Annotated in this window: 24 protein-coding genes; 20 read left to right on the top strand and 4 right to left on the bottom strand. The window is 41.9% G+C overall.

Annotated features, from left to right (window positions below):
- The first annotated feature begins 35 nt into the window (after window positions 1–35).
- Window positions 36–413 carry a heavy-metal-associated domain-containing protein gene (locus AC1DFM_RS31400; protein WP_477080738.1) on the top strand — a complete coding sequence of 126 codons (378 nt, stop codon included), beginning with the start codon at window positions 36–38 and terminating at the stop codon, window positions 411–413.
- 189 nt (window positions 414–602) lie between these two features.
- On the top strand, window positions 603–1,058 hold the full coding sequence (locus AC1DFM_RS31395) for a hypothetical protein (RefSeq protein WP_477080737.1): 456 nt from the start codon (window positions 603–605) through the stop codon (window positions 1,056–1,058).
- Here the strand turns inward: AC1DFM_RS31395 and AC1DFM_RS31390 are convergent.
- The gene (locus tag AC1DFM_RS31390) at window positions 1,044–1,415 is read right to left on the bottom strand and encodes an LEA/WHy family protein (RefSeq protein WP_477080814.1); all 372 of its coding nucleotides are present in this window, start codon (window positions 1,413–1,415) and stop codon (window positions 1,044–1,046) included. The two genes, AC1DFM_RS31395 and AC1DFM_RS31390, sit on opposite strands and share 15 nt — an antisense overlap.
- A gap of 487 nt (window positions 1,416–1,902) precedes the next feature.
- Between AC1DFM_RS31390 and AC1DFM_RS31385 the strand changes: the two genes are divergently transcribed.
- Together AC1DFM_RS31385 and AC1DFM_RS31380 are read left to right on the top strand one after the other, a co-directional pair.
- Window positions 1,903–2,529 (top strand): WbqC family protein, encoded by a 627-nt coding sequence (locus AC1DFM_RS31385; RefSeq protein WP_477080736.1) that lies wholly within the window; start codon window positions 1,903–1,905, stop codon window positions 2,527–2,529.
- Between the two features lie 259 nt (window positions 2,530–2,788).
- Complete coding sequence (locus AC1DFM_RS31380) at window positions 2,789–4,189, top strand: type III PLP-dependent enzyme domain-containing protein (RefSeq protein ID WP_477080735.1); 1,401 nt, start codon at window positions 2,789–2,791, stop codon at window positions 4,187–4,189.
- Window positions 4,190–4,567: 378 nt separating this feature from the next.
- Here the strand turns inward: AC1DFM_RS31380 and AC1DFM_RS31375 are convergent, their stop codons facing one another.
- The gene (locus AC1DFM_RS31375) at window positions 4,568–5,401 is read right to left on the bottom strand and encodes a hypothetical protein (RefSeq protein ID WP_477080734.1); all 834 of its coding nucleotides are present in this window, start codon (window positions 5,399–5,401) and stop codon (window positions 4,568–4,570) included.
- Window positions 5,402–5,615: 214 nt separating this feature from the next.
- A complete protein-coding gene (locus AC1DFM_RS31370) occupies window positions 5,616–6,068 on the bottom strand; it encodes an Hsp20/alpha crystallin family protein (protein WP_477080733.1) in 453 nt (150 codons plus the stop codon).
- Window positions 6,069–6,305: 237 nt separating this feature from the next.
- On the opposite strand from AC1DFM_RS31370, the gene AC1DFM_RS31365 reads away from it, so the two are divergent.
- The 16 genes from AC1DFM_RS31365 (at window position 6,306) to AC1DFM_RS31290 (ending at window position 21,053) form a co-directional block, all read left to right on the top strand.
- A complete protein-coding gene (locus AC1DFM_RS31365) occupies window positions 6,306–6,719 on the top strand; it encodes a BrxA/BrxB family bacilliredoxin (protein WP_291918592.1) in 414 nt (137 codons plus the stop codon).
- Between the two features lie 128 nt (window positions 6,720–6,847).
- Window positions 6,848–8,149, top strand: coding sequence for a prolipoprotein diacylglyceryl transferase (locus AC1DFM_RS31360; protein ID WP_477080732.1), 1,302 nt, complete (start codon window positions 6,848–6,850; stop codon window positions 8,147–8,149).
- A 7-nt stretch (window positions 8,150–8,156) separates the two neighbouring features.
- Window positions 8,157–8,588: a hemerythrin domain-containing protein gene (locus tag AC1DFM_RS31355; protein WP_477080731.1), complete on the top strand. Its 432-nt coding sequence runs from the start codon at window positions 8,157–8,159 to the stop codon at window positions 8,586–8,588.
- 171 nt (window positions 8,589–8,759) lie between these two features.
- Window positions 8,760–9,695: a DUF2167 domain-containing protein gene (locus tag AC1DFM_RS31350; RefSeq protein WP_477080730.1), complete on the top strand. Its 936-nt coding sequence runs from the start codon at window positions 8,760–8,762 to the stop codon at window positions 9,693–9,695.
- Between the two features lie 312 nt (window positions 9,696–10,007).
- A complete protein-coding gene (locus tag AC1DFM_RS31345) occupies window positions 10,008–12,485 on the top strand; it encodes a TonB-dependent receptor domain-containing protein (protein WP_477080729.1) in 2,478 nt (825 codons plus the stop codon).
- A 335-nt stretch (window positions 12,486–12,820) separates the two neighbouring features.
- Entirely contained in the window at window positions 12,821–13,387 is a 567-nt protein-coding gene (locus AC1DFM_RS31340; protein ID WP_477080728.1) for an RNA polymerase sigma factor, read from the top strand.
- Window positions 13,387–13,944: a hypothetical protein gene (locus AC1DFM_RS31335; protein ID WP_477080727.1), complete on the top strand. Its 558-nt coding sequence runs from the start codon at window positions 13,387–13,389 to the stop codon at window positions 13,942–13,944. Before AC1DFM_RS31340 ends, AC1DFM_RS31335 begins: the two co-directional genes overlap by 1 nt.
- Window positions 13,928–15,013, top strand: coding sequence for a hypothetical protein (locus AC1DFM_RS31330; RefSeq protein ID WP_477080726.1), 1,086 nt, complete (start codon window positions 13,928–13,930; stop codon window positions 15,011–15,013). Before AC1DFM_RS31335 ends, AC1DFM_RS31330 begins: the two co-directional genes overlap by 17 nt.
- 41 nt (window positions 15,014–15,054) lie before the next feature.
- A complete protein-coding gene (locus tag AC1DFM_RS31325) occupies window positions 15,055–15,789 on the top strand; it encodes a head GIN domain-containing protein (protein ID WP_477080725.1) in 735 nt (244 codons plus the stop codon).
- Between the two features lie 93 nt (window positions 15,790–15,882).
- On the top strand, window positions 15,883–16,374 hold the full coding sequence (locus tag AC1DFM_RS31320) for a YajQ family cyclic di-GMP-binding protein (protein ID WP_477080724.1): 492 nt from the start codon (window positions 15,883–15,885) through the stop codon (window positions 16,372–16,374).
- 75 nt (window positions 16,375–16,449) lie between these two features.
- Complete coding sequence (locus tag AC1DFM_RS31315; protein WP_145674946.1) at window positions 16,450–16,701, top strand: type B 50S ribosomal protein L31; 252 nt, start codon at window positions 16,450–16,452, stop codon at window positions 16,699–16,701.
- Window positions 16,702–16,770: 69 nt separating this feature from the next.
- Entirely contained in the window at window positions 16,771–17,949 is a 1,179-nt protein-coding gene (locus tag AC1DFM_RS31310) for a putative sugar nucleotidyl transferase (RefSeq protein ID WP_477080723.1), read from the top strand.
- Between the two features lie 13 nt (window positions 17,950–17,962).
- The gene (tpiA, locus tag AC1DFM_RS31305) at window positions 17,963–18,724 is read left to right on the top strand and encodes a triose-phosphate isomerase (protein WP_477080722.1); all 762 of its coding nucleotides are present in this window, start codon (window positions 17,963–17,965) and stop codon (window positions 18,722–18,724) included.
- Between the two features lie 145 nt (window positions 18,725–18,869).
- Window positions 18,870–19,394: a GNAT family N-acetyltransferase gene (locus AC1DFM_RS31300; protein WP_477080721.1), complete on the top strand. Its 525-nt coding sequence runs from the start codon at window positions 18,870–18,872 to the stop codon at window positions 19,392–19,394.
- Between the two features lie 236 nt (window positions 19,395–19,630).
- Window positions 19,631–20,227, top strand: coding sequence for a 2'-5' RNA ligase family protein (locus tag AC1DFM_RS31295; RefSeq protein WP_477080720.1), 597 nt, complete (start codon window positions 19,631–19,633; stop codon window positions 20,225–20,227).
- Window positions 20,228–20,765: 538 nt separating this feature from the next.
- Entirely contained in the window at window positions 20,766–21,053 is a 288-nt protein-coding gene (locus AC1DFM_RS31290) for an acylphosphatase (protein WP_291918633.1), read from the top strand.
- Between the two features lie 362 nt (window positions 21,054–21,415).
- Here AC1DFM_RS31290 and AC1DFM_RS31285 read toward each other — a convergent pair whose 3' ends face one another.
- Window positions 21,416–22,543, bottom strand: a complete 1,128-nt coding sequence (locus AC1DFM_RS31285; RefSeq protein WP_477080719.1) for a C1 family peptidase — start codon at window positions 22,541–22,543, stop codon at window positions 21,416–21,418.
- Window positions 22,544–22,576 lie beyond the last annotated feature (33 nt).

Raw genomic sequence — 22,576 nt, 5'->3', positions numbered from 1 at the left:
TATTTTTTGTATATTCGGGTATTAATATTACAACTATGCGTATCCTAAAATTAGTAATGTTGTTCCTGGTGGCCAGTGTAGGTATGGCTATGGCGCAGCAGAAACAGAAGGCTATTGAAACTGTAAAAATCAATACGCCGACCGTACAGTGCGAGTCCTGCAAGAATCGTATTGAAAGATATATGTTGCAGGAAGAAGGTGTACAATCAGTGAAAGTTGATTTTAAAAAGCACGTTACTACTGTAAAATACTTTACCGATCGTACCAACGTGGAGAATATCAAAACTGGTATCGCCAATGCTGGATATGATGCAGATAACATCACTGCTAATCCTGAATCTTATGCGAAACTGCCTACCTGCTGCAAGAAGCCGGAAGATGGCGGTGGCATGGCCAAGGAGAAGAAAAATTAATATAGTCATTGCCTTTAGTAGTGGATTTATCGTAAAAACGGTAAATAACGGCTAAAGGCAATTTTATTTGTGGTAACCCCGAACCATATTTACATCTTAAAAACTACCCTTATTCCCGTTCTGTTCAATCCGCTCAAGCATCATCTTGCTGCGCTTCGGCATACATTTTCCCTTTATACACCTACCGATTTGTTTGTTCATTTACTGGCGCTGGGAGGTTCACAAATGGATATGTATACAGGTCGGCTTTCTCCGGAAGAAATTTTTAAGGAGATACGTGTGCAATTAAAGGCGGCAGGCATTGACAGTCGTGATGGCTATGAAGTCTGGTTGGCAGAAAAGAATCACTATGCCACGCTGGTGTTATCTGATACTTCGAGATGGATATTGCGGTTAGCAGCAGATAAGGCATTGTACATCCACCTGCATCCGGGAAGATATAGCCCGCATACGCTTCGGGTGAAGGCTGCTGCACTTAAAACAGCATTGGCCTGGTGGGTGGCCAGGCAGCACCATACTTTAACGGGAGATCTGCTGGGAGACCTGAACCGGGTAAGAAAGGAAATACGATTGTCGCCGCTTAGAAATGCAGCGGAAAGCAATCACATCCTGGAAATAATGGCTTTATTATCAGAAGAAGTTTAAGGCTTGTTTGGTTTCGCATTTAATAGGGAAGGGCAGGAAAATACCGCCTTTACCTACTTTGCAATTACCGGTGGCCTTAATAGTTACTTCTTTATTGGAGAATGCGCTAAGGGCATTTTTGAAGACATTGCCCATATTTACTTCCAGTTTCACCGGGAAGTAAAAAGTATCTCTGGCGGGGATGGCGATAGTGGTATCCTGCATGGAATGGCCGACTTCGGTATCGTCAATAAACAAATMGAAATTGGCGTCTTTTAACTGGAGGCGAAAATTATTCGGATTGTAATATGCCAGGGTCATCCGTACAATACTTTTGCTCATGCCAAGCTCATCCAAATCGATGCCGGCTACTCTCACAAACTGCAAATCTTTCGTTTTTTCGCAAGAGCTTGCTACTCCCCAAATGGCAAACACAACTATAAATATGCGCAACAGTTTCATCGGCTGACCAGGTATTTTAATTTATGTAAACCTACTGCAAAGGTTTTAGTTATCAAAAAAGAGTGGTTGAATTGGGAAACTTTTAACGGAGCAATAAAAGGGGACTGGAAGAATAAAATATTAAACACATATAAATAAAGCCGTGGGTTAAAAAAATAGATTATCTTCACGTTTCCTCCTCTGTTCGCTAAAAATGAACAAAAAAGCAACTAATTTCTTTAGTATTTTTGCATTTCAGAAACTTTTGACGATAAAAGTAAGAAGCTAATAATTTTAGCATATGATTAATAATGCTATGAACTGTTAATCATTTACTTAAAGTTAATTGTTAAGTATTTATGTATAAGTGATTGTCAGGTGCGATGAACCATTTCCCCACACCCGGCTATAAAATTTTGACATTATGACAGAGAATGCAGGAGAGAAGATATTATTAATTGAATCTCAATATTTTCCACCAATTGATGCATATAAAACTTTAGTTGAACACGACATATTGCAGATAGAAAAATATGAGCACTATCAAAAGCTCAGTTACCGGAACCGTTGTTATGTGGCCGGCCCAAATGGCCGTATGATTTTAAGTGTGCCTTTATCGAGAGGTAAGAATCAGCGGACGGTGATGAAGGATGTTCGGATCAGTAATGAGGAGAAATGGCAGGATCTGCATTGGAAAACGCTGGTGTCTGCTTATCGCCGCTCTCCCTGGTTCGAATATTATGAAGCCGAGTTACAGGAATTATTTGAGCGGCCCTTTAACTTTTTACTTGATTGGAACCTCACTTGTTTTGAATGGGCCAATAGCAAGCTCGGCATTCAGATACCGGTTACCTTTACCGAAAGCTATCAGAAGGAAGTAATTGGGGTAACAGACGCGAGGGAAAGTATTTTACCGGGAGAAGTAAAAGTGGGAGAACCGACATATACCCAGGTATTCCAGGATCGTACTGGATTTATTTCTGATCTGAGTGTGCTGGATCTGCTTTTTTGTGAGGGAAAACAAGCCCTGAGTATCATCAGACAAGGTTAAATAAATTATCAGTAATATTATTTAACTAGCTGGTTTGTAATTGTTTGTATATTTGCCTGGGTAATTGTGCTGTTTTAAGCAATACCTCCTGAAAAAAATTAAGGTGGCAATCAACAAAATATTTAGATTTGCAACCTATTTTGCTGGGGTTCGAACTGACGTAGGTGTGTAAACCAGGAGTTTCCCAGTAAGGGAAAAAAGGAATGTTATCCTGTTTTTTTTCTATTAATAATTCCTAAAAATTCATTTGTAGTACTAAATGAACAACACCTACACAGACCTCGTTAAACAGACCTTTGAATTTCCCCAGGAGGGCTTTGAAGTAAAAGACAACTACCTGGAGTTTAATGGTTTGGACATTAAGGCTTTGATTGACAAGTATGGAACGCCATTTAAGTTGACCTACCTTCCTAAAATCGGAATGCAGATCAATAAGGCAAAGAAGATGTTCCATGATGCTATCAAAAAGAACAGGTACGATGGAGAGTATTTCTATTGTTATTGTACTAAAAGCTCGCATTTCTCCTTTATAATGGAAGAAACGCTGAAGCATGGAGTACATATAGAAACTTCTTTCGCCTATGATATTGACATCGTCAATAAGTTATATGAGCGGAAAAAGATTAACAAGGAAACTTACGTGATCTGTAATGGTTTTAAGACCAAGTCTTATACTAGGGCTATTGCGCGATTGATCAATAGTGGGTTTAAGAATGTAATACCAGTATTGGATAATAAAGAGGAGCTGGAAGATTACAAGCGGAATGTTAGAAGTAAAGACAAAGTGAAGCTGGGGCTGCGCGTAGCAGCGGAAGAGGAGCCAAGTTTTGATTTCTATACCTCCCGTTTAGGTATTCCTCCCCGTGATATCCTGGAGTATTATGTAGATAAACTCAAAGGCAATGAGAAGTTTGAGCTGAAAATGCTACACTTCTTTATGAATAAAGGGATCAAAGACGATATCTATTACTGGAGTCAGTTTAACCGGGTAATGAACCTTTATTGCCAACTGAAGAAGATCTGTCCGGAACTGGATAGCATCAACGTGGGTGGTGGATTTCCGATTAAGCACTCTTTAGGTTTCGACTACGACTATAATTACATTGTGAATGAAATTGTGGCCAACATCAAGAGTATGTGTAAAAAGAATAAGGTACCTGTACCTAACATTTACACAGAGTTTGGCTCTTTTACAGTGGGAGAAAGCGGCGCAGTAATTTATAGCGTGGTAGGTGAGAAAATGCAGAACGACAGGGAGTCCTGGTACATGATCGATAGCTCTTTCATTACCACATTACCGGATACCTGGGGCATTGGAGAAAAGTTCCTGATGTTACCTATTAATAAATGGGACCAGGAATACCAGGAAGTGCATCTCGGTGGACTTACCTGCGATGGATACGATTTTTACACATCTGAGGAACATATAAATGCGGTGTTTCTGCCTAAGCAGCAGGCATCGGGCGAGCCACTGTATATCGGATTTTTCCATACAGGCGCCTATCAGGATCAGCTGAGCGGGTATGGTGGTATTAAACACTGCCTTATTCCTTCGCCCAAGCACGTGATTGTAGGGTACGACAAAAACGGTCAGCTGAAAGACTGGTTGTATGCGAAAGAGCAGACTTCCCAGAGCATGTTGAAGATTTTGGGTTATTAAAAAAATGGGTTAGTAATCCTACTGAAAGCCCCCCGATTATTCGGGGGGCTTATTTTTTTTCATTTTTTTCTCTCAGTATAAAAAAAAGGCTTTCATTTTAGTGAAAGCCCTATCATGGCATAGGTTAGATGATATTCACCGGCATAAGGGAAAATAGGAGATGAATATTTTTGTACTGCAAAGATATATCTCTCCTTTACCACTGGTAAACCCCGAAAGTTGTAATTTTTTCTAATCTTGTTTTAATAGAAATACTTGTATTAGCAACAATATATTATCATGTTGCCCTAAAATGACACTAATGGTAATATTTACTTATTCATATAGTGTTATAAACAGTAATATGATAGCTTTGTTACATAACACAGATGTGTAGTCCTATCCTTTTTGAGAATCGTTGAGATAGTCAATAGCGGTACCACATTGCTTTTCAATTTCCGTAAAGCATTCTTCCAGTAACTCCAGTTCTCCTTTCATGAAGGCCGATTTGCCGGAACGGGAAAATCCTTTTACCAGCAGAAATTGTTTGGTCAGGTGTTGATTGATCAGGGAAAGATGTTGTTGTTGCTTTTCGGCGGTTCGCTTTTGCTCCATGGAAATGATATTGCGGTAGTATTGTCCCAATGCCCTGATGAGGAACAGCAGGTACATGCCTACAATCAGTGGGTTAGCCAGGTATTGAAAAGCAGAAGAATAGCCCGGACTAACGTATATGGATATATTGTTGAGCTTCACATAAGCAATGGCCACCAGGTAGCTGCAAAGAATCAGGCTCCAGGTAAGCGCCAGGGTCAGATTCACGGTGATATAGCAAAGCAAAATGCTCATTACCCATATCATGGTGTATTTGGGACTGAGGTCCTGATTATTCAGCAGGGACGAAATGATGGGAATACATAAGGTGGTGAAGGAGGTGAACAATCCCACTTTTTTTGCCGATACCCCTTTTCTCAATAAGCAAAGACAGATAATCAGGCAGCTGATCATCAACGGGATGAGCAGCATGTTTACGATATTCTGACTTAGCATATTGATGAAAAGAATAGTCATGAGCATAACAATATAGAAGAAAGCATAGTCAAAGATGAGTTTGATTTTTGCCTGCTCATAAGTGTTTTCCGTATGAAGGATCACGTCCCCGATCACCTTTTTTTCAGTGTTCAGGTAAATACTTTTTATAAATAACCAGCCTTGTCGGAAGAGCTTTGCCATGGTTGCGCGCTTAGAGGGGCAAATTATCATATAATAAAGTACCGGGAATTCAACGTTCGTGTGAATTATACACAGCGAATAGCATTTAGCTATCAGTTTTCAGCAAAAAAGCACCGTAAAGCGGTTGTGCACGCCATAAAAAAAGCAGCCCCACCGAGGTGAGGCTGCTTTCCCTTTACTGTAAGCCACCGCGATAGGCGGGGGCCTGCTTCCCTTATTCCACTACTATTTCTTTAGGAGCTTCCTGTTTGCTTTCCTTTTTACCAAGGGTTACTTTCAGGATGCCATTTTCATATTTTGCATTGATCTTACCAGCATCTACTAATTCACTGATGGTGAAGGAGCGTTTGAAAGATTTGAAGCTGAACTCACGACGAACTTGTTTGTCGCTTTCATTTTTAGTCTCAGCTTTTCTTTCTGCACTGATGGTAATCGCTTTTTCATCGGCATTGATCTTGAAATCTTCTTTGGAGAAGCCTGGTGCTACTAAGTCGAGCACAAAAGATGCTGGTGTTTCAACGATGTTTACCGGAGGATGCGTGGTAAAGTAATCGTTGGTCAGAAAATCATCTTTTACATATTTATTCAATCCTCCATTCAGAATGTCTTCTACAATTCCACCAAATGATTTGGGAAGCGGGCTGTGGTTAAATTTAATGTGTGTCATAGTTTCTATAAATTTTTTTAGTGTGAAATCAATTTTTGTTTGATACCGGATACAGATCAAATGGGATACCATGCCATAAAAACTGCTATTTTGTTAGTAAAAAGGTTACAGATTGCGACATTGTGTCATTTGTATTGTATTTGTTATGTCAAAAAGTCTATTTCGATATCCATTTTTTTACTTTTTGGCTGCATATAACTAACTTTGTAAAAAATTAAACAGAAAAAACTATAACATATGTATCCAGCGGAATTAGTAATGCCGAGAAAGGCGGAGTTAACGGATAATGGTTTTCAGGAACTGCTGACAGCAGGTAGCGTGGACGAAACACTGAAACAGGAAGGAACAACACTGGTGGTGATCAATTCGGTATGTGGCTGTTCTGCCGGTACTGCCCGTCCAGGTGTATTAATGGCGGTAGCACACAGCGAAAAGAAACCAGACAGACTGACGACCAGTTTTGCAGGTTTTGATGTAGAAGCGGTACAACAAATCCGTACGCATCTGTTGCCTTATCCTCCTTCTTCTCCGGCGATTGCGTTATTTAAAAATGGTGAATTGGTACATTTCATCGAGCGTCATATGATTGAAGGCCGTTCCGCGCAAATGATTGCTGCGAACCTGCTGGACGCTTTTGAACAATATTGCTAAAATTCATATTTCTAAAATCCAAATTTAGAAATTCGAAATTGCATCGTACTTTGGTGGTTTGATTTTCCTTTTGATTAAATTCGGCTTTGTTCATAGGAAAGTTCAGATCACCAATTTTTTTTAAGGCTATGTATCCTAATTTATATTACGCGTTCAGAGATCTGCTTGGCTTAGAGATTCCATTTTTAAAGATTTTTCAGACGTTTGGCTTTTTTGTAGCCATCGCCTTCCTGGCAGGCGCTTACATTTTAACGCGTGAGCTGAAACGCTATGAGCAACAAGGTTTGCTGAAAGGCGTTCCTGAGAAAGTAGTGATAGGGTTGCCTGCTACGCAGGGAGAAATTATTGGTAATGCGGTTGTAGGATTTATCATCGGATATAAAATACTGGGCATCTTCTTTCAATGGGATACTGCCTCTGCAGACTTGCAGTCGTTTGTTTTTTCCAGTCAGGGCAGCCTGGTGGCAGGTATCTTGTTAGCCGCTGTGATGGCAGGTTATAAATATTATACTAAAAAGAAAAAGGCGTTGCCTAAACCCCTGGAGCAAACAGTGATGGTAATGCCGCATCACCGTGTGCCCGATATCATTGTAATGGCGGCGATTGCCGGCTTACTCGGTGCAAAAATTTTCCATAACCTGGAGAACTGGGGCGACTTTGTGAAAGATCCTATTGGGGCATTGTTATCTTTCAGTGGACTTACTTTTTATGGAGGACTCATTGTAGCCGCTATTGTGATTATCAGCTATGCCCGTAAGAAGCAATTTAATATCCGCGCATTGATTGATAGTGCAGCACCTGCATTAATGCTGGCTTATGCTATTGGTAGAATGGGTTGTCATTTTTCCGGAGATGGCGACTGGGGTATTTATAACAGCGCCTATGGTATTGATACCAATACTGGTCACGCTGTGAAAATGGCGCCAGCTTCTTTCGATGATGCGGTACAAAAAAATATACTGTTCTTCCAACAACAATATGGTCCCCAGGACCACATTCCGCATGCAGCCTTTGAAAAACCTGCCGCGTTGGGCTTTATGCCTGATTGGCTTTTCGCGTACGGATATCCGCACAACGTCATCAAGGAAGGAGTGCAGATAGCGGGCTGCGATGGAGCTTATTGTAAAGTATTACCTATTGCCGTATATCCTACACCGTTATATGAGATCATTGTCTGCCTGGCGCTTTTCCTGGTGCTTTGGGGCATTCGCAAAAAAGTGAAAATACCAGGTGTTATATTTGGTATATACCTGATATTAAATGGTATAGAAAGATTTTTTATAGAGAAGATAAGAGTAGACACCCGTTACGATATCTTCGGTTTTCATCCTACCCAGGCAGAAATTATTTCTACGCTCCTGGTAATTGGTGGTATTATACTGATTGTCATCTACCAAAAAAAGAGTACTGCCGCAAATAAGCTATCCTAATTACAATATGCAACGTCACCCTTCTTTAATTTCACTGTCGCACGAACATAAGCGCCTGTTGTTTGTGTGCCGCTACCTCAAAAAAGATGCAGCACCCTACGAAGGCTTTCCCCTGGAAACACAAGCCAGGTTTGAATATATTGTCAAGGTATTCCAGGAAGTGATGGTCCCACACATCCAGAAAGAAGAATACCTTTTTGAAAAATGTGTAGGCAAAAGTGCCGCCATTGATGCTATGATAAAGGAATTACAGGCGGAGCACCTTGTAATTTCCCGCATGTACACCACCCTTACAGATAGCACAGACCTCGATTCAGCCATGGATATACTGGCTACCAATCTGGAAACACATATCCGCAAAGAAGAGCGGGAATTTTTTGAACTCCTGCAGCAGGAGTTGCCTGACTTATTGAATGGATTACAACTGGCCCTTGAATAAATGGATTTAACGTGTTATTGTCCACCTTTAATTTTAGCGGTAATTTTTCAGTAGAGTTTTAGTAGCACCAGGTATCTGTATATTTAATCTGACTATTAATCGTAACCCTTTTCCTTGCTTTATCCTTGTTTGTTGAGCTGGTAAATAACCTGTGGCTATTTAATAAGAGTTATGCGTACATTTTATTGCAGCTTTGTGTTTTTTTTGTGCCTGGCAGTCAGCCTCAAAAGTCTGGGATTATCCAGGGAAGACAGTCTAAGTAAGTATGACAAGCTGGATTCATCTGACATTATCGTGGCATCCTTTTCTTATAAGACGGGTGAACAGGAACTGGGAGAAGGGGTAACCTTGCAGGTGCCCGATGGTTTCCGTTTGCTGGATGCCGCACAAAGCCGGCAACTGATAGAGGGTTTATGGGGAAATCCCGATAATCCTAATACGTTGGGCATTTTGTTGCCTGCGCGCGTAAGTCCTATGAACAAGGAGTTTCGTGGTGTAATGATTTCATTTGAACCTTTCGGATACCTGGATGAACGGGAGGCCGGCAATATCAATTATAATAGGCTGCTCCATGAGATGAAAGAGGAGCTCAAGAATGAGAATATGCTGCGTCGCCGTAATGGCGCCGGTGAAATTACCAGCATGGACTGGGCATTTCCTCCTTACTTTGATAAAGGTAGTCGTTCTCTGCACTGGGCCCGGATACTACATTTCGCTGGCGGAGCTACGCCTGTATTGAATTATGAGTTACGCCTGCTCGGAAGACGAGGTTCACTGTGTTTTACCGCAATTGGTAAGGCAGGTGATGTGTCCATTATAAAAGCGCAGCTACAGCGCGTGGTTGCTTTGGCCAGTTTTACCAATGGAAATAGCTATACCGACTTTAACCCCCGCACTGATGAGTCGGCCCGATGGACACCCCAGGAAAGTTTTTTTAGCAGTCGTTCCCTATCTGCTGAAAGCCTGTTGCTAGGTATACGCAGTACTTTATCGATGTTGCTGGTATGCTTATGCATGATACTATTTATTTATTTGATGCAATTCTACCACCACCGCCGTAAGTCCGGCTATCGTAAAATGATCGACTTTGATGAGCGTCTGAATTAAAACGACGCTGTTCTTCCCATCTTCCTGATTATTTATCCCCTTATAATACCGGCTATCCCGTATTAACACCGCTATTTTATATAGTGCACCTCCCCGTGCAACATTGTGTCACCTCAATCGTCTTTTTAGTCGTTTCATTATTTTTTACCATTCGTCCCTAGCTATATACCGCTTGTGTAATGCTATGTACTGTGTAATACATAATACCTACTTTTACATCGTAGTAGTTAATCTACTGTAGTAGTTTAACTACTGTAGTAGACAAGCTAAGGATCTAAAAAACCAAATAGAATACCTCTAAATCGCCCTTATATGAACACAAGTATTAAAGCTATTACATTAACAATGAGTGTGTTAGCTGCAGCTTTAACCTCCAGTGCCCAAAATGCAACCGGCGTGGCAGGACAAGTTAACCAGGCTGGAAACAAACCCGTAGAGTTCGCTACTGTAACCTTATTAAAAGCAAAAGATTCAACATTAGTAAAAGGAGCCATCGCAGATATTAATGGTCATTACGAATTTGAGCAGGTAAAACAAGGTAAGTACCTGATTGCCGCCGTATCGATTGGTATGACCAAAACATACAGCCCTGTTTTTGATGTAACCGGTAATAAAGTACAGGTACCTACTGTATCACTGGCAGCCGTTTCCAAAGCATTAAAAGGTGTTGACGTTACCGCCCGCAGGCCGTTTGTAGAACAAAAGGCAGATAAAATGGTGGTAAATGTGGAAAGCAGCATTACCGCCGCCGGCGGATCTGCCATGGAAGTACTGGAAAAATCCCCTACCATCAATGTAGATAAAGATGGTAATGTGTCTATGAAAGGTAAAGCCGGTGTTGTTATTATGATAGACGGAAAGCCTACCAATATGACTTCCCTGGATTTGGCAGAAATGCTGAAAAGCATGCCCGCTACCAATGTTGATCAGATTGAGCTGATATCCAATCCTTCTGCTAAATACGACGCAGCCGGTAATGCGGGTATCATCAACCTGAAATTAAAGAAAAACACCAGCTACGGTACCAATGGTAACCTGACCGCCAGCGTAGCACAGGGAATCCGGCCCCGCTGGAACGGTGGACTGAACCTGAATCACCGCAATGCTAAATTCAATGTGTTTGGTTCTTATAATTACAGTCACCGGGAAGCACAGCAGGACCTGGGCGTATATCGTTCCTTCACCGATGAAAATGGCTTAAGAATATATGATCAGACGAATAAAATGCACCAGAAATCTGACTACCAGGGCGGCAAAATAGGTGCGGATTATTTCATCAGTAAAGGACATACTATTGGTGTAATGGTAGATCTGGCTGATAGAACCCAACGCTATCCTTCAAATTCCATTACCAATATTGGCAACGGCACGCGTGTAGACTCTACTTTGCATACCAATAGTAATTATGATAGCAAATGGAGAAGAGGTAGTTATAATATCAACTATCGCGGCATCCTGGATTCAACCGGCAGAGAGCTGAATATTGATCTGGACTATGCGCGGAATACAGACAAACAGACTACCAATATTTACTCCCTGTCACGCGATGCAGAAGGCAAGAGCATCCTGGGTAGCGATACCTCCCGTAATAATCAGCCATCCCGCATAGAAATTAAAACTGCGAAGCTGGATTATGTACATCCACTGAAAAATCAGGCGAAGCTGGAAGCTGGAGTGAAAATGAGTTTTGTTACTACAGATAATAATGCCCGATTTGATTCACTGAGAAACAATGCCTGGATATTAGATGATAACCGTTCCAATCATTTTATCTACAAAGAAAATGTGAACGCCGCTTACATCAACTTTAACAAGCAGTTTAAAAAGCTGAATATACAGCTGGGCCTGCGTGGAGAACAAACCAATATCTCCGGTACATCTGAATCCGTGAATGCAAAAGGCAACAACGTAGTAAAGAATGATTCCAGCTATTTCAACCTGTTTCCCAATGTAGGATTGAATTATGTGTTGAACAAGAGTAACACCCTGGGACTGACTTATAGCCGCCGTATTGAACGTCCGAGCTATGAAGATCTGAATCCATTTGAATTTTATATAGACAGATATACAAAGCAATCCGGTAATCCTTATCTCCGTCCGCAGTATTCCAACAACTTTGAGTTGACGCATACTTTTAAGGATTTCCTGATCACCTCCATCGGTTATTCTCATACAAAAGATATGATGACAAGAATTCTGGAAGCAGAGGTAGACAGAACAACCGGTGATACTTCCGTGATACGTTACAAGTACCAGAATGTGGCCAAGTCAGATAACTTTAACCTGAACATTTCGGTACCTATGCCCATCACTAAATGGTGGATGAGCTTTACAACAGTGTCTGTTTCTTATGCCAAATATCAAACAGTGGTGGATAACAATCTGGTGAAACTGGCATCCGGCGCGTTCTTTGGCCGCACGCAGCAAACATTCACCCTGAGCAAGAACACCGCAGCAGAAGTAACCTTCTTCTATGTATCTCCACAGGTAACCAACGAGGGTTTATTTAAAATGAAGTCTATGAGCTCTCTGGACCTGGGTGTATCACAGAAAATAATGAAAGGTAAGGGTTCATTGAAGCTGAACGTAACAGATGTGTTCAGAACCAATTACTTCCGTGGCGACTTTAATAATGCAGGCAGATATACTTCGATTTACAGCAGATGGGATGCCCAGCAGGTTCGTTTAACCTTCAACTATCGTTTTGGTAACACCAATGTGAAGGCAGCACGTAGCCGTCAAACTGGCCTGGAAGCAGAACAAAATCGTGTAAAACAGGGTGGTAACTAAATCAACCCTGTCCTAAAGATGGTTTTTTAGGTATATAAGGATGGAAAAACGTAGCCTCTCATTGGGCTGCGTTTTCCTTTCAAATGTTGAAGTCGCTGTTTATACGGGTTTCGTCACAGAAAAAGGCCCTTTGGTGTAATTTGATCGTCGACAATGTCCCATCTGGCTAATTTTGAAAAAAAATTTACACTGGCTATCCTTTTTATCATCTCTGTAAAGTATTAATAATTAAATAGATAGATAGGTAATGACCCTGGCAGAAAGCGCTAAGTGACAATAAATTGGAAAATCCTTCCAAAGCACATGCAACCTTTTTTACAATTACTGTCTTTATAATGAAAGCATCAGCAACTAACTTGAACCAAACGCAAATAGCAGAGAATGTAGTAGACCGCTGTAAGAAGGGGGATGTTCGCGCATTCCGCGAACTATACGACGCGTACGCAGGGGCTATGTACAATATCTGTTTGCGGATGACCAGCAACGTAAGTGATGCGGAGGACACCTTACAGGAGGCATTCATCCAGGTACACCGGAACATTGGTAAGCTGGAACGCGAGCAAAGCGTGAGTGCCTGGATTAAGCGGATCGTGGTAAATCATTGTTTAAATACACTTAGAAAAAAGAAAGTGTATTTTGAAGAGGTAGATGAAGTGGAAGTGATGACAGAAGATGGCATTGACGAGGCACAGTTTACCTGGACGGTAGCTGCTGTTAAATCGGCCATCCATGGTTTACCGCAGGGATATCGTACCGTATTGAATCTCTATCTTTTTGAAGAGTATTCTCACCGGGAAATAGCAGACATGCTGGGTATCACTGAATCGACCGCGAAAACGCAGTATATGCGCGCCAAAGAGAAAGTAAGGCAAATTGTAAAACAGCAAAATGTAACTCGTTAATGCCAGACAATTTTGAAAGTTTTATCCAGCAGCATCGGGAAGATTTTGAGATGCCCGGCCCTTCTCCAAGGGTTTGGGATGCACTGGAAAAAGAGCTCACGCAGCAAAAGAAAGGGCGGGTAGTACAGCTTTTACAGAAAAACTGGTTTAGAGCAGCCGTGATTATTGTGTTGCTGGCAAATGCGGGCGCCCTGTTTTATTTCGCAAAACATAAGCAGCATCAGCAACAGGAGCTGGCCGTAATATCGCCGGAAATGCAGGAAGCAAAGGCGTATTATACCACCCGTATCGACGAAAAGCTGAAACTGATCAATGCTTATCCTGTAGAAGAGTTGGGGCTTGATAGTGCTGCCCGTAAAGAATTAGAACTTCGCAACGATACCTATAAAGCGCTGGAGAGGGAATTGAAAAATAATCCCGGCAATGAAAGAATTCGCGCTGCTCTTGTACGCTACTACCAGTTGAAACTGGATTTACTGGACAAAATATTAGAAGAGTTACAGGCGAAGCGCGTAACTCCGAGTCATACAAAAAAGCAATATGAAGCTGAGATTTAAATGCTTGTTATTCCTGTTATTACCATTATTGGCACAGGCTCACGGGGGAGGAACAGCTTACAAAAAAACAGTTGTTAAGAATTTCACGGTGAGTGATAACGCTACACTGAGTATCGGAAATAAATATGGAAAGATCATTTTCCATGCCTGGAACAAGAATGAAATAAAGGCGACCATTACAATTACCGGCTTTGGTAAAAGTGATTCGCAGGCCCAGTCTATAGCAGACCTGGTAGACATTGCCACCGATAAAAGCAGTAGCTCTGAAGTAGCGTTACGCAGCGTATATGCCCCATCTAAAGCCAGTTCCGGCTGGTTTTCCTGGGGAGGAAAAATGGATTCAAAAGACTACGTGAATATTGATTACGACGTATACATTCCACAAAGTCTGCAAAAGTTGTTGGTGGACAATCAATTTGGAGATGTGATTGCAGATAAATTTACGTTCCCGGTTTCGCTGAACCTGAACTATTGCACATTTGATATCAGAGAGGCAGAAGACCTCAGTTTCAGGATCAACTACTGTGATAAAGGAAAAATCGGAAAAGCAGGTAAAGTAGATGTACACGGCAATTACTCTACCATCCGCGCAGATCAGCTGCAGGGGCTGGAAACCAGCTCTAACTACAGCGAGTATACGATTGGAAAAGTGGGTAGCCTGAAAGTAGCGGCCAATTATGATGACTATAAAATTGAGGCGGCAGAGCAGGTAGAAGGACGTTGTACTTATTCAGATGTAAGAGTGGGAGAGCTACAGCAGACCGTTAATTTAAGAATGACTTATGGAGATGTGAAAATAGCGAAAGTGAGTACAGGTTTTAAACAGGGTTATTTGCAACTCACTTATTCTGATGCAAAAATCGTTTTCACCCGTAAACAGCCGCTGTCTATTAATGCGAGCCTGGTCAACGGAGACCTCGGTACTGGTGGATTGGAGCTGAAGAATGTGGTATCTAACCAGCGAGGGTCGAATTTGACGTACTCCGCGCTGTCGGCCACCGGAAGTGAATCATCTCCCAATATAAAAATACAGGGAACCAACTCCGATGTTAAACTGGATGTTCAATAAAAAAAACGCCATTCTATTACCTTAAAAAATTTGTTACACATATGAAACGTATCAGTACCTTTTTAATGTTAGCCCTGCCTTTAATGTTAGCCGTGGGTGTATTAACGTCTTTTAAGTATATCACCGAAGAACGGATAAGAGGAAATGGTGTTGTAAAAGAAGAATCACGGAATGCCAGTTCATTCACGGATATCAGCACTTCTGGTGTATATAAAGTAGTGATTACCCAGGGGAACAGTCATAGTATCCGGGTAGAGGCAGAAGAAAACCTGTTGCCTTATATTGTTACGGAGATCAGAGGTGGTGAACTGCGTATCCAGTCTAAAAAAGGGTATAACATCCAGCCTACGAAGGGTATTACTGTATATGTAACCCTGCAGGAGGTGGATAAATTATCTGCCAGTGGAGCGAGTGGGTTCAGCAATACAGGTATTTTAAAAAGCGATCGCATTCAGCTGGACTTCAGTGGTGCGGCAGATGCTGATCTGAATATCAACACAAAGAAACTGGCGGTAGGTTTATCCGGCGCCAGCAATATTAAGCTGAAAGGTAGTTCTGATAAAGCGGAGTACGGTATATCCGGCGCGGCAGACATCAAGGCACTGGATTTATCTTCCGATGATGTTTCTGTAGATATTTCCGGTACTGGTAAAGCGCAGGTATTTGCACAGAAGAAATTGGCCGCCAGCATTTCCGGCATGGGGTCTATAAAATATAAAGGTGATCCGGGTGTAACAAAGTCTATCTCAGGCATGGGCCGGATCAGCAAAATTTAGTAACAAGTTAGATTTAGAGTATATATGCGGCAGGTAGTTCTCTACCTGCTTTTTCTTTTTTATATTTGCTGTTCGAATATAAAATTTTTAGTTATGCCGTCCTTTGATATTGTTAGTAAAATAGATTTACAGACATTGGATAATGCAATTAACACGGTGAAAAAGGAAATTACCACCCGGTACGATTTCAAGGGTTCACATGTGGAAATAGCGCTGAATAAGAAAGAATTAGTGTTGAATATAGAGGTTGACAGTGATATGAAGCTGGGACAGGTACTGGATGTGCTGGTAAGTMGTTCTATGCGTCAGGGGCTGGAAGCTTCTATTTACGATATGAGTAAGGAGCCTTACCAGAGCGGTAAGGTATTTAAGAAAGATATACCGGTACGGAATGGTATTAAGCAGGAAGATGCCAAGAAGATTGTGAAAATGATTAAAGACGCAGGCTTAAAGGTACAGGCGGCCATCATGGACGATATTGTACGGGTAACCGGTAAAAAAATTGATGACTTACAGGAAGTTATACAAAAGGCGAAGGAATCCAACCTGGGTATACCTTTGCAGTACATTAACATGAAATCCTGATTTTTTTTACGAATAATMTTTGGGTGTTAAAGAAAATTAGTTAACTTTGCACCCTGTATTTACAATAATTTTGATATGAAACAGGGAATCCATCCAGAAAGTTACAGATTCGTGATATTTAAAGATATGTCAAACGGTGACAGCTTTTTAAGCCGCTCTACTGCTCCTTCCAAAGAAACTGCAAAGTGGGAAGATGGCAACGAGTATCCGTTGATTAAGTTGGAAATTTCCAATACTTCTCATCCTTTTTATACTGGTAAGAACGTATTGGTGGATACCGCAGGACGTATTGATAAATTCAACAAGCGCTATGCTAAGAAAGCATAATTGCTAAGTAAAATATTTTTTAGTTAAATCCCATCGGCGTGTCGATGGGATTTTCTATTTTAGCCACTTATGGAGCGTAATTATATTCTTTTTGACACGCCCGTACGTGAACTGTTATACCCTTTTACGCATACCAGACCCATTGCCGCCTGCAGAGTAGGGATACTCACCATACAGGAGAAATGGGAACACTGGCTGGGTACAGGAGTAAGCCATTTTACTGTACCGCACTTACAGGAAAAATTTCCGTTGCTGCACAAAGACAGCAATACTGTAAATATTTTATTGAGCGGACATATACTGCCGGATGCCGGATTAGTAGCCGCCATTGCTGCACTGGAGCCGGACCAGGAGCTATATAAAGACCAGCAGTTGCTGGCTAAAGCCGTACTGGGACCGGAGGCGCCATCCCTAAAGGCAGCTGACCGGAAAAATTATCCGGGAGAAGTACTGGGAATTTATAAGCCTTGGGATATCTTTGCGCTCAACGACAAAGCAATCAGGGCAGATTTTCAGCTGCTTACAGCGGGCCGGACATCGGCCATCTTATCACACACCAATCAACAAATCAATCATACGGACATTTTCCTGGAACCCGGTGCGAAAGTATCGTGCAGTGTGCTCAATGCCAGTACCGGACCTATTTATATCGGAAAAGATGCGGAAGTAATGGAAGGGTGTTTGATCAGAGGACCTTTTGCTTTGGGAGAAGGAGCAGTGTTGAAAATGGGGACCAAAGTATATGGCGCCACCACACTTGGGCCGTTTTGTACCGGAGGGGGAGAAATTAAGAACAGCGTGATGTTTGGCTATTCCAACAAGGGGCACGACGGTTACCTGGGAGATGCCGTGATTGGAGAGTGGTGTAACCTTGGGGCCAATACTTCCTGTTCCAATCTGAAGAATAATGTATCTACCGTAAAGGTATGGGAAGAAGCCAGTGGAACGGCGGTAGCAGCAGGTAAAAAATGTGGGGTGTTGATGGGCGATTATAGTCGCTGTGGCATCAATACCATGTTAAATACCGGCACGGTGATAGGCGTATCCTCCAATGTATTTGGCGGGCATTTTCCGCCTAAATTTGTGCCTTCTTTCAGTTGGGGGGATCAGGAGGCTTACCGGTTGCCGGAAGCGCTGAAAGATGCCGGAAACTGGATGGCGTTAAAGGGGCATACTTTATCGGAAAAGGAGCGGGAGATATTGACAGCAGTATATGAATTAACACATCAGAAAGACCTTAAAACTTAATATCACAGTATTTATGAGAAAGAAAATTGTTGCAGGTAACTGGAAAATGAATCTTACGCTGGCGCAGGGCGAGCAGTTGATCAATGACATACTGCAGGCCGGCCTTACTTTGAAAGAAGGACAGGAAGTAGTAGTCGCTACGCCTTTTCCTTATTTACTGAAAGCAAAAGCGTTGCTGAAAAATTATCCTGGTTTTTATGTAGCTGCACAGAACTGCCACAGTGAAAAGTCTGGTGCCTATACTGGTGAAGTGTCTGCGGAAATGCTGCAATCAATAGGCGTAGATTATGTGATTCTGGGTCACTCTGAGAGAAGAGAATATTTCCAGGAAAGCAATGCGATGCTGGCAAAGAAAGTTAACCAGGCACTGGCAAATGGACTGAAACCTATTTTCTGCTGTGGTGAGCCGCTGGAAATAAGACAAGCGGAAACACAAAATGCTTATGTAGCAAAACAACTGGAAGAAAGCTTGTATCACCTGACAGCAGAACAGCTGAAACAAGTAGTGATTGCGTATGAGCCTATTTGGGCCATTGGTACCGGACTCACTGCCAGCGCAGCACAGGCGCAGGATATGCATGCGTTTATCCGTTCACAGATCGCTAACAAATTTGGCCGTGAAGCTGGTTTGCATATTTCTGTTTTATACGGTGGTAGTGCAAAGCCTGGTAACGCAGCAGAATTGTTTGCCAACCGGGATGTAGACGGAGGCCTTATTGGTGGCGCGTCTTTGGTGGCTGCTGATTTCGTGGCGATTATAGAAAAGTTATCATAATTGATATATTGTTTTGAAAAGGGCTATCTCTTATTACCTGGGAGATAGCCCTTTTTTATTTGGTATAAATTGAAATGAAGATGCTATTGGGAGCAGGGGAATATTCGCGATATTGTTCCTGATTTCTCTGTTTAAAAGCAATGGTATGAAAACAGCAAGACTCATATTAGCCAAGCCTGCATTGGAAGATGTAACTACTTACTTTGAAATTTATGGTGACATCCGCACCAATCTGTATAATCCTTTTGGTCCGGTGCCGGATATTACGGCGGCGAAAACCAATATGAAAAGGTTTACGGATCATTGGGAGCGATATGGTTTCGGGCCCTGGAAAATCAGTGTGGAAAGTAAGCCGGAAGTCGTTATCGGATATGGAGGGTTGAGTCATAAAATGTATGGTGATGTTGACAGAATAAATGTGGGATATAGATTCGCGGAAAGTGCCTGGGGGAAAGGGTACGCGACAGAGTTATGTAAAGCGGCCATTCAATTTGGATTTGAGGAATTAAATTTCCCTGAAATATATGCGGTGGTGAGACCAGTTAATCAGGCTTCCATTAAGGTGTTGGAGAAGTCGGATATGGTGCTGAATGGGGAGCTGGATGACGTGCCTGGTCAGGTAAAGAGCCTGGTGTATTATATCAGTAAAGCAGATCCGTTTGAGTTATAGGCATGAGGTGAACGGAATAGCGATATTTATAAAACGCCCTGTAAATGATGCATTTACAGGGCGTTTTACATCTGCTGGATTTTGATTGATATTCAATTATCTGTGCATTTTTGATTCATTATTTTCTTTAGCAATCCTCATTTTTTTAGTAAAAAATGCTAAAAAAATTAGTATTTCCGGAAAAAGGTTGTATATTCGTATTGTCATTCTAACAGGAAGAATTAAAATATCAGGTTATGAATACGAATTATGAAACTTCGGAAGAGTTATTTGATTATTTGTTAGTGGTGAATCCGGATGCAGCTGTATCGAAGGATGTGACCCGTGTTCGCCAGTTTGTTGCCACAGAATTAAATGATGTGGGAATGTCGGGAGCGCCAGTTCATGTGGCGTTGTTCAGATCAGCCTTCCCTGAGCGTTTTCAGGAGGACTTTATCAGCATGTTGGAAGAGGTAGCGCGTAAGCAGGCAGGATTTGCCGTTTATACCTCTAAAATGGATGCTTTCAGACATGCAGACGGGCATAACAGTGTTTTCATCAATGTGGCGAACCCCAAGCCCCTGGTTGAGCTACACCGTAATATCATGCAGGCATTTGAATTAAAACCGCAATCCTTCAAACCACATATTATGCTGGCAAGAGGATTACACGATGCGGAAGTCAACATGGTAATGCCTTTGCTGGCACAGCAATTATTTGTTCGCAGCTTTAATTGTCATTGTTTTAGTTTGCTGAAAAGACCTGCTGCCGGAGGTAAATATGAACGCATTAAAGACTTTGTTTTTGGAGATATTGAACACATGGTTGGTTCCTTGTTCAACTATGCTGCATAAACAGCCATAATATTGTCTGATTCAGGGATTGCCGGGTGGTAGATTCGCAGAATGGATGGATTTGTAGGCGGAGAAAATAATTTGTTATCCCCTATATCAATGTTCATCATCAGTGTTTGTTTCCCTCAAGTTAACCATCCTTTCATACTGTTGCTGTTGCAATATGTTGTTTACCCTCCATACCTGGTGAGCGACTGCTGCAGCTGTTATTGATCCGTTAGCATTCCCATTTTATGATGCTGCGCATCCATTGATCCGGCAACTCCTGGTTCAGATAATTATTTTTAGTAGTCCATCTTTTGAAAACAGGTGAGGCGTAAGGCTTTGATGAGTCTTTGGTGTGAATACACCTTTCATCGGAGATCTGATAGCTATTACACTTTCATGGGCCTGTCACTATTTAATCCCCCTTTTGTAATAAGTTTTTAGTTGTTTGTATCTTAGCGGAAATTTTGAATGTATTTAAGAATGTGTCCTTCTTCATTTGTATAGCATGCAGTCAGAATAGGGCAACAACCGCGTTAATCGAGTAAATTTTATGGCAACTAAGACAATAGTACACAAGGAAATTATTGTGAAAGGCCGTGTACAGGGAGTAGGGTTCAGGGCTAATGCAAAGCGTGTAGCCGACTCAATGAAAGTACAGGGACAAGTAAAAAACCTGTTAGATGGGAATGTATGGATTCTGGCAGAAGCAGAAGAATCTGTTATGGAAGACTTCATCGACTGGTGCAAATCAGGGCCTGCCATGGCGGCAGTAAAGGAGTTAGACATTACCACTGGTGAGGTGCAACATATTAAAGGCTTTACTATCCTTTATTCATAAATCCTGGTTCGGTTTAACAGCGGGTGTTCAGATACCTATGCCCCCGGAGCTTTTAGTTGTTCAACTAGGAGCATTTAGAAATCGCAGTGAAAAAGTTAACCAGAACCTTTTAGGCGCAAAGAAATTTAACGGAGCAACGCAACTGAATACAACCGTTTAAATTTCTTTGCGCTTTTATTATTTAAACACTTAGCTGTTAATTTTTAAACAGAACGTATACATCCCCATAGTTGAAAAATGCGCTCCCATGAGGGTTACGAGGATGCGTTGCTTTATGTGCAGGCTTATTTCCCTATAGTATTACAAACAGAAAGGGTAGCTTCCTGTTTGTAGAAGCTACCCTTTTTATTGCGGATCAACGCTTAGTTGAGACTGAATTTCTTTTGTAATGTCTTATCCAATGCTGCTTTGGGCACTACTATGGTAATGGTATTTACGGCGAAATACGCTTCTGACACATTCAGAAAGCCGCCAAACGGACTAGACTTAGTGCCCCAGGAATTTTTTACCAGGAAGAAGGTTTTTCCCTTAGGTGATTTCTCGATGCCGGTAATGTGCATCAGGTGGTCATCCTGGGTGATCAGTTCTTCGTATAGTTGTTGACGTGACTCCTGTGTATAGGAAGGCTCCGCCATATCAGGATTGATGCTATCTTTTTTCAAAGAGCCGTTAGGTTGAGTTAACATCGCGTATCCCAGGCTGCCAGCAAAACCTCTGTTGCTTACATCTGCATCCCACAACACAGTATAACCCTTTTCCAGCGCTGTTTCTGTGATGCTGGTGAGTTCTTTTAAAGGCACGTTGTAATAAGCGCCATTAGAGAAGTTATCTGGTACTTCAACAACGAAAGATTGATAGAAAGGATGGTGCGTAAAAGAGGTCAGGAATACGTAATCATCTTCATTAAACTTCACTACTTCTTTCGCAAATGTTTGCGGGGTATAGGTTTTGCCATTGTATTCGAAAGTAGCAGGTGGTTGGCCCATGTAATTATCCAGGATGCCGGTGAACTGAGATACCCAGTTGTCTGGCACCGGAGAAACCTTGATGATGCTATCGAGGTATTTTTTCATGGTGGTTACCATTTCACCGTGATTATGTACGGTAGTATTGCCTTTGAGGCCACTGTACACATTTTCTGGCTCTATGCCATAGAGTGCAATGGAACGGATCACGTCGTGAGCGAGGCCGCCTTCATCGAAGCGTGCAAAACCCTGGCGGCGTACATAGTTCTTTGCTTTTTCGATATAAACATTGCGGGCAGTAAACATTTCAGACAGATCCAGTTCAGGAAGTCCTTTGCGGAGGCATTCTGATTCTACCATAGACGTGGAGGAGAATGACCAACAGGTACCTGTCATTCCCTGATTTTTAACCGGCGTGGCAGCATTGATTTTTCCTTTTACCAGGTTGTTGATCACCATGCCTTTTTCCTGGGCATATACCATGGTGGTGGCAAACATGGCGAGAGTAAGACAAAATGTTCTCATAATACGAAGTCGTTGATTTGTTAACCTAAAGAT

The sequence above is a fragment of the Chitinophaga sp. 05T412 genome (assembly GCF_056396465.1).
The sequence above is the reverse complement of the archived record's forward strand: the minus strand, read 5'-3'. Positions and strand labels throughout refer to the sequence as shown.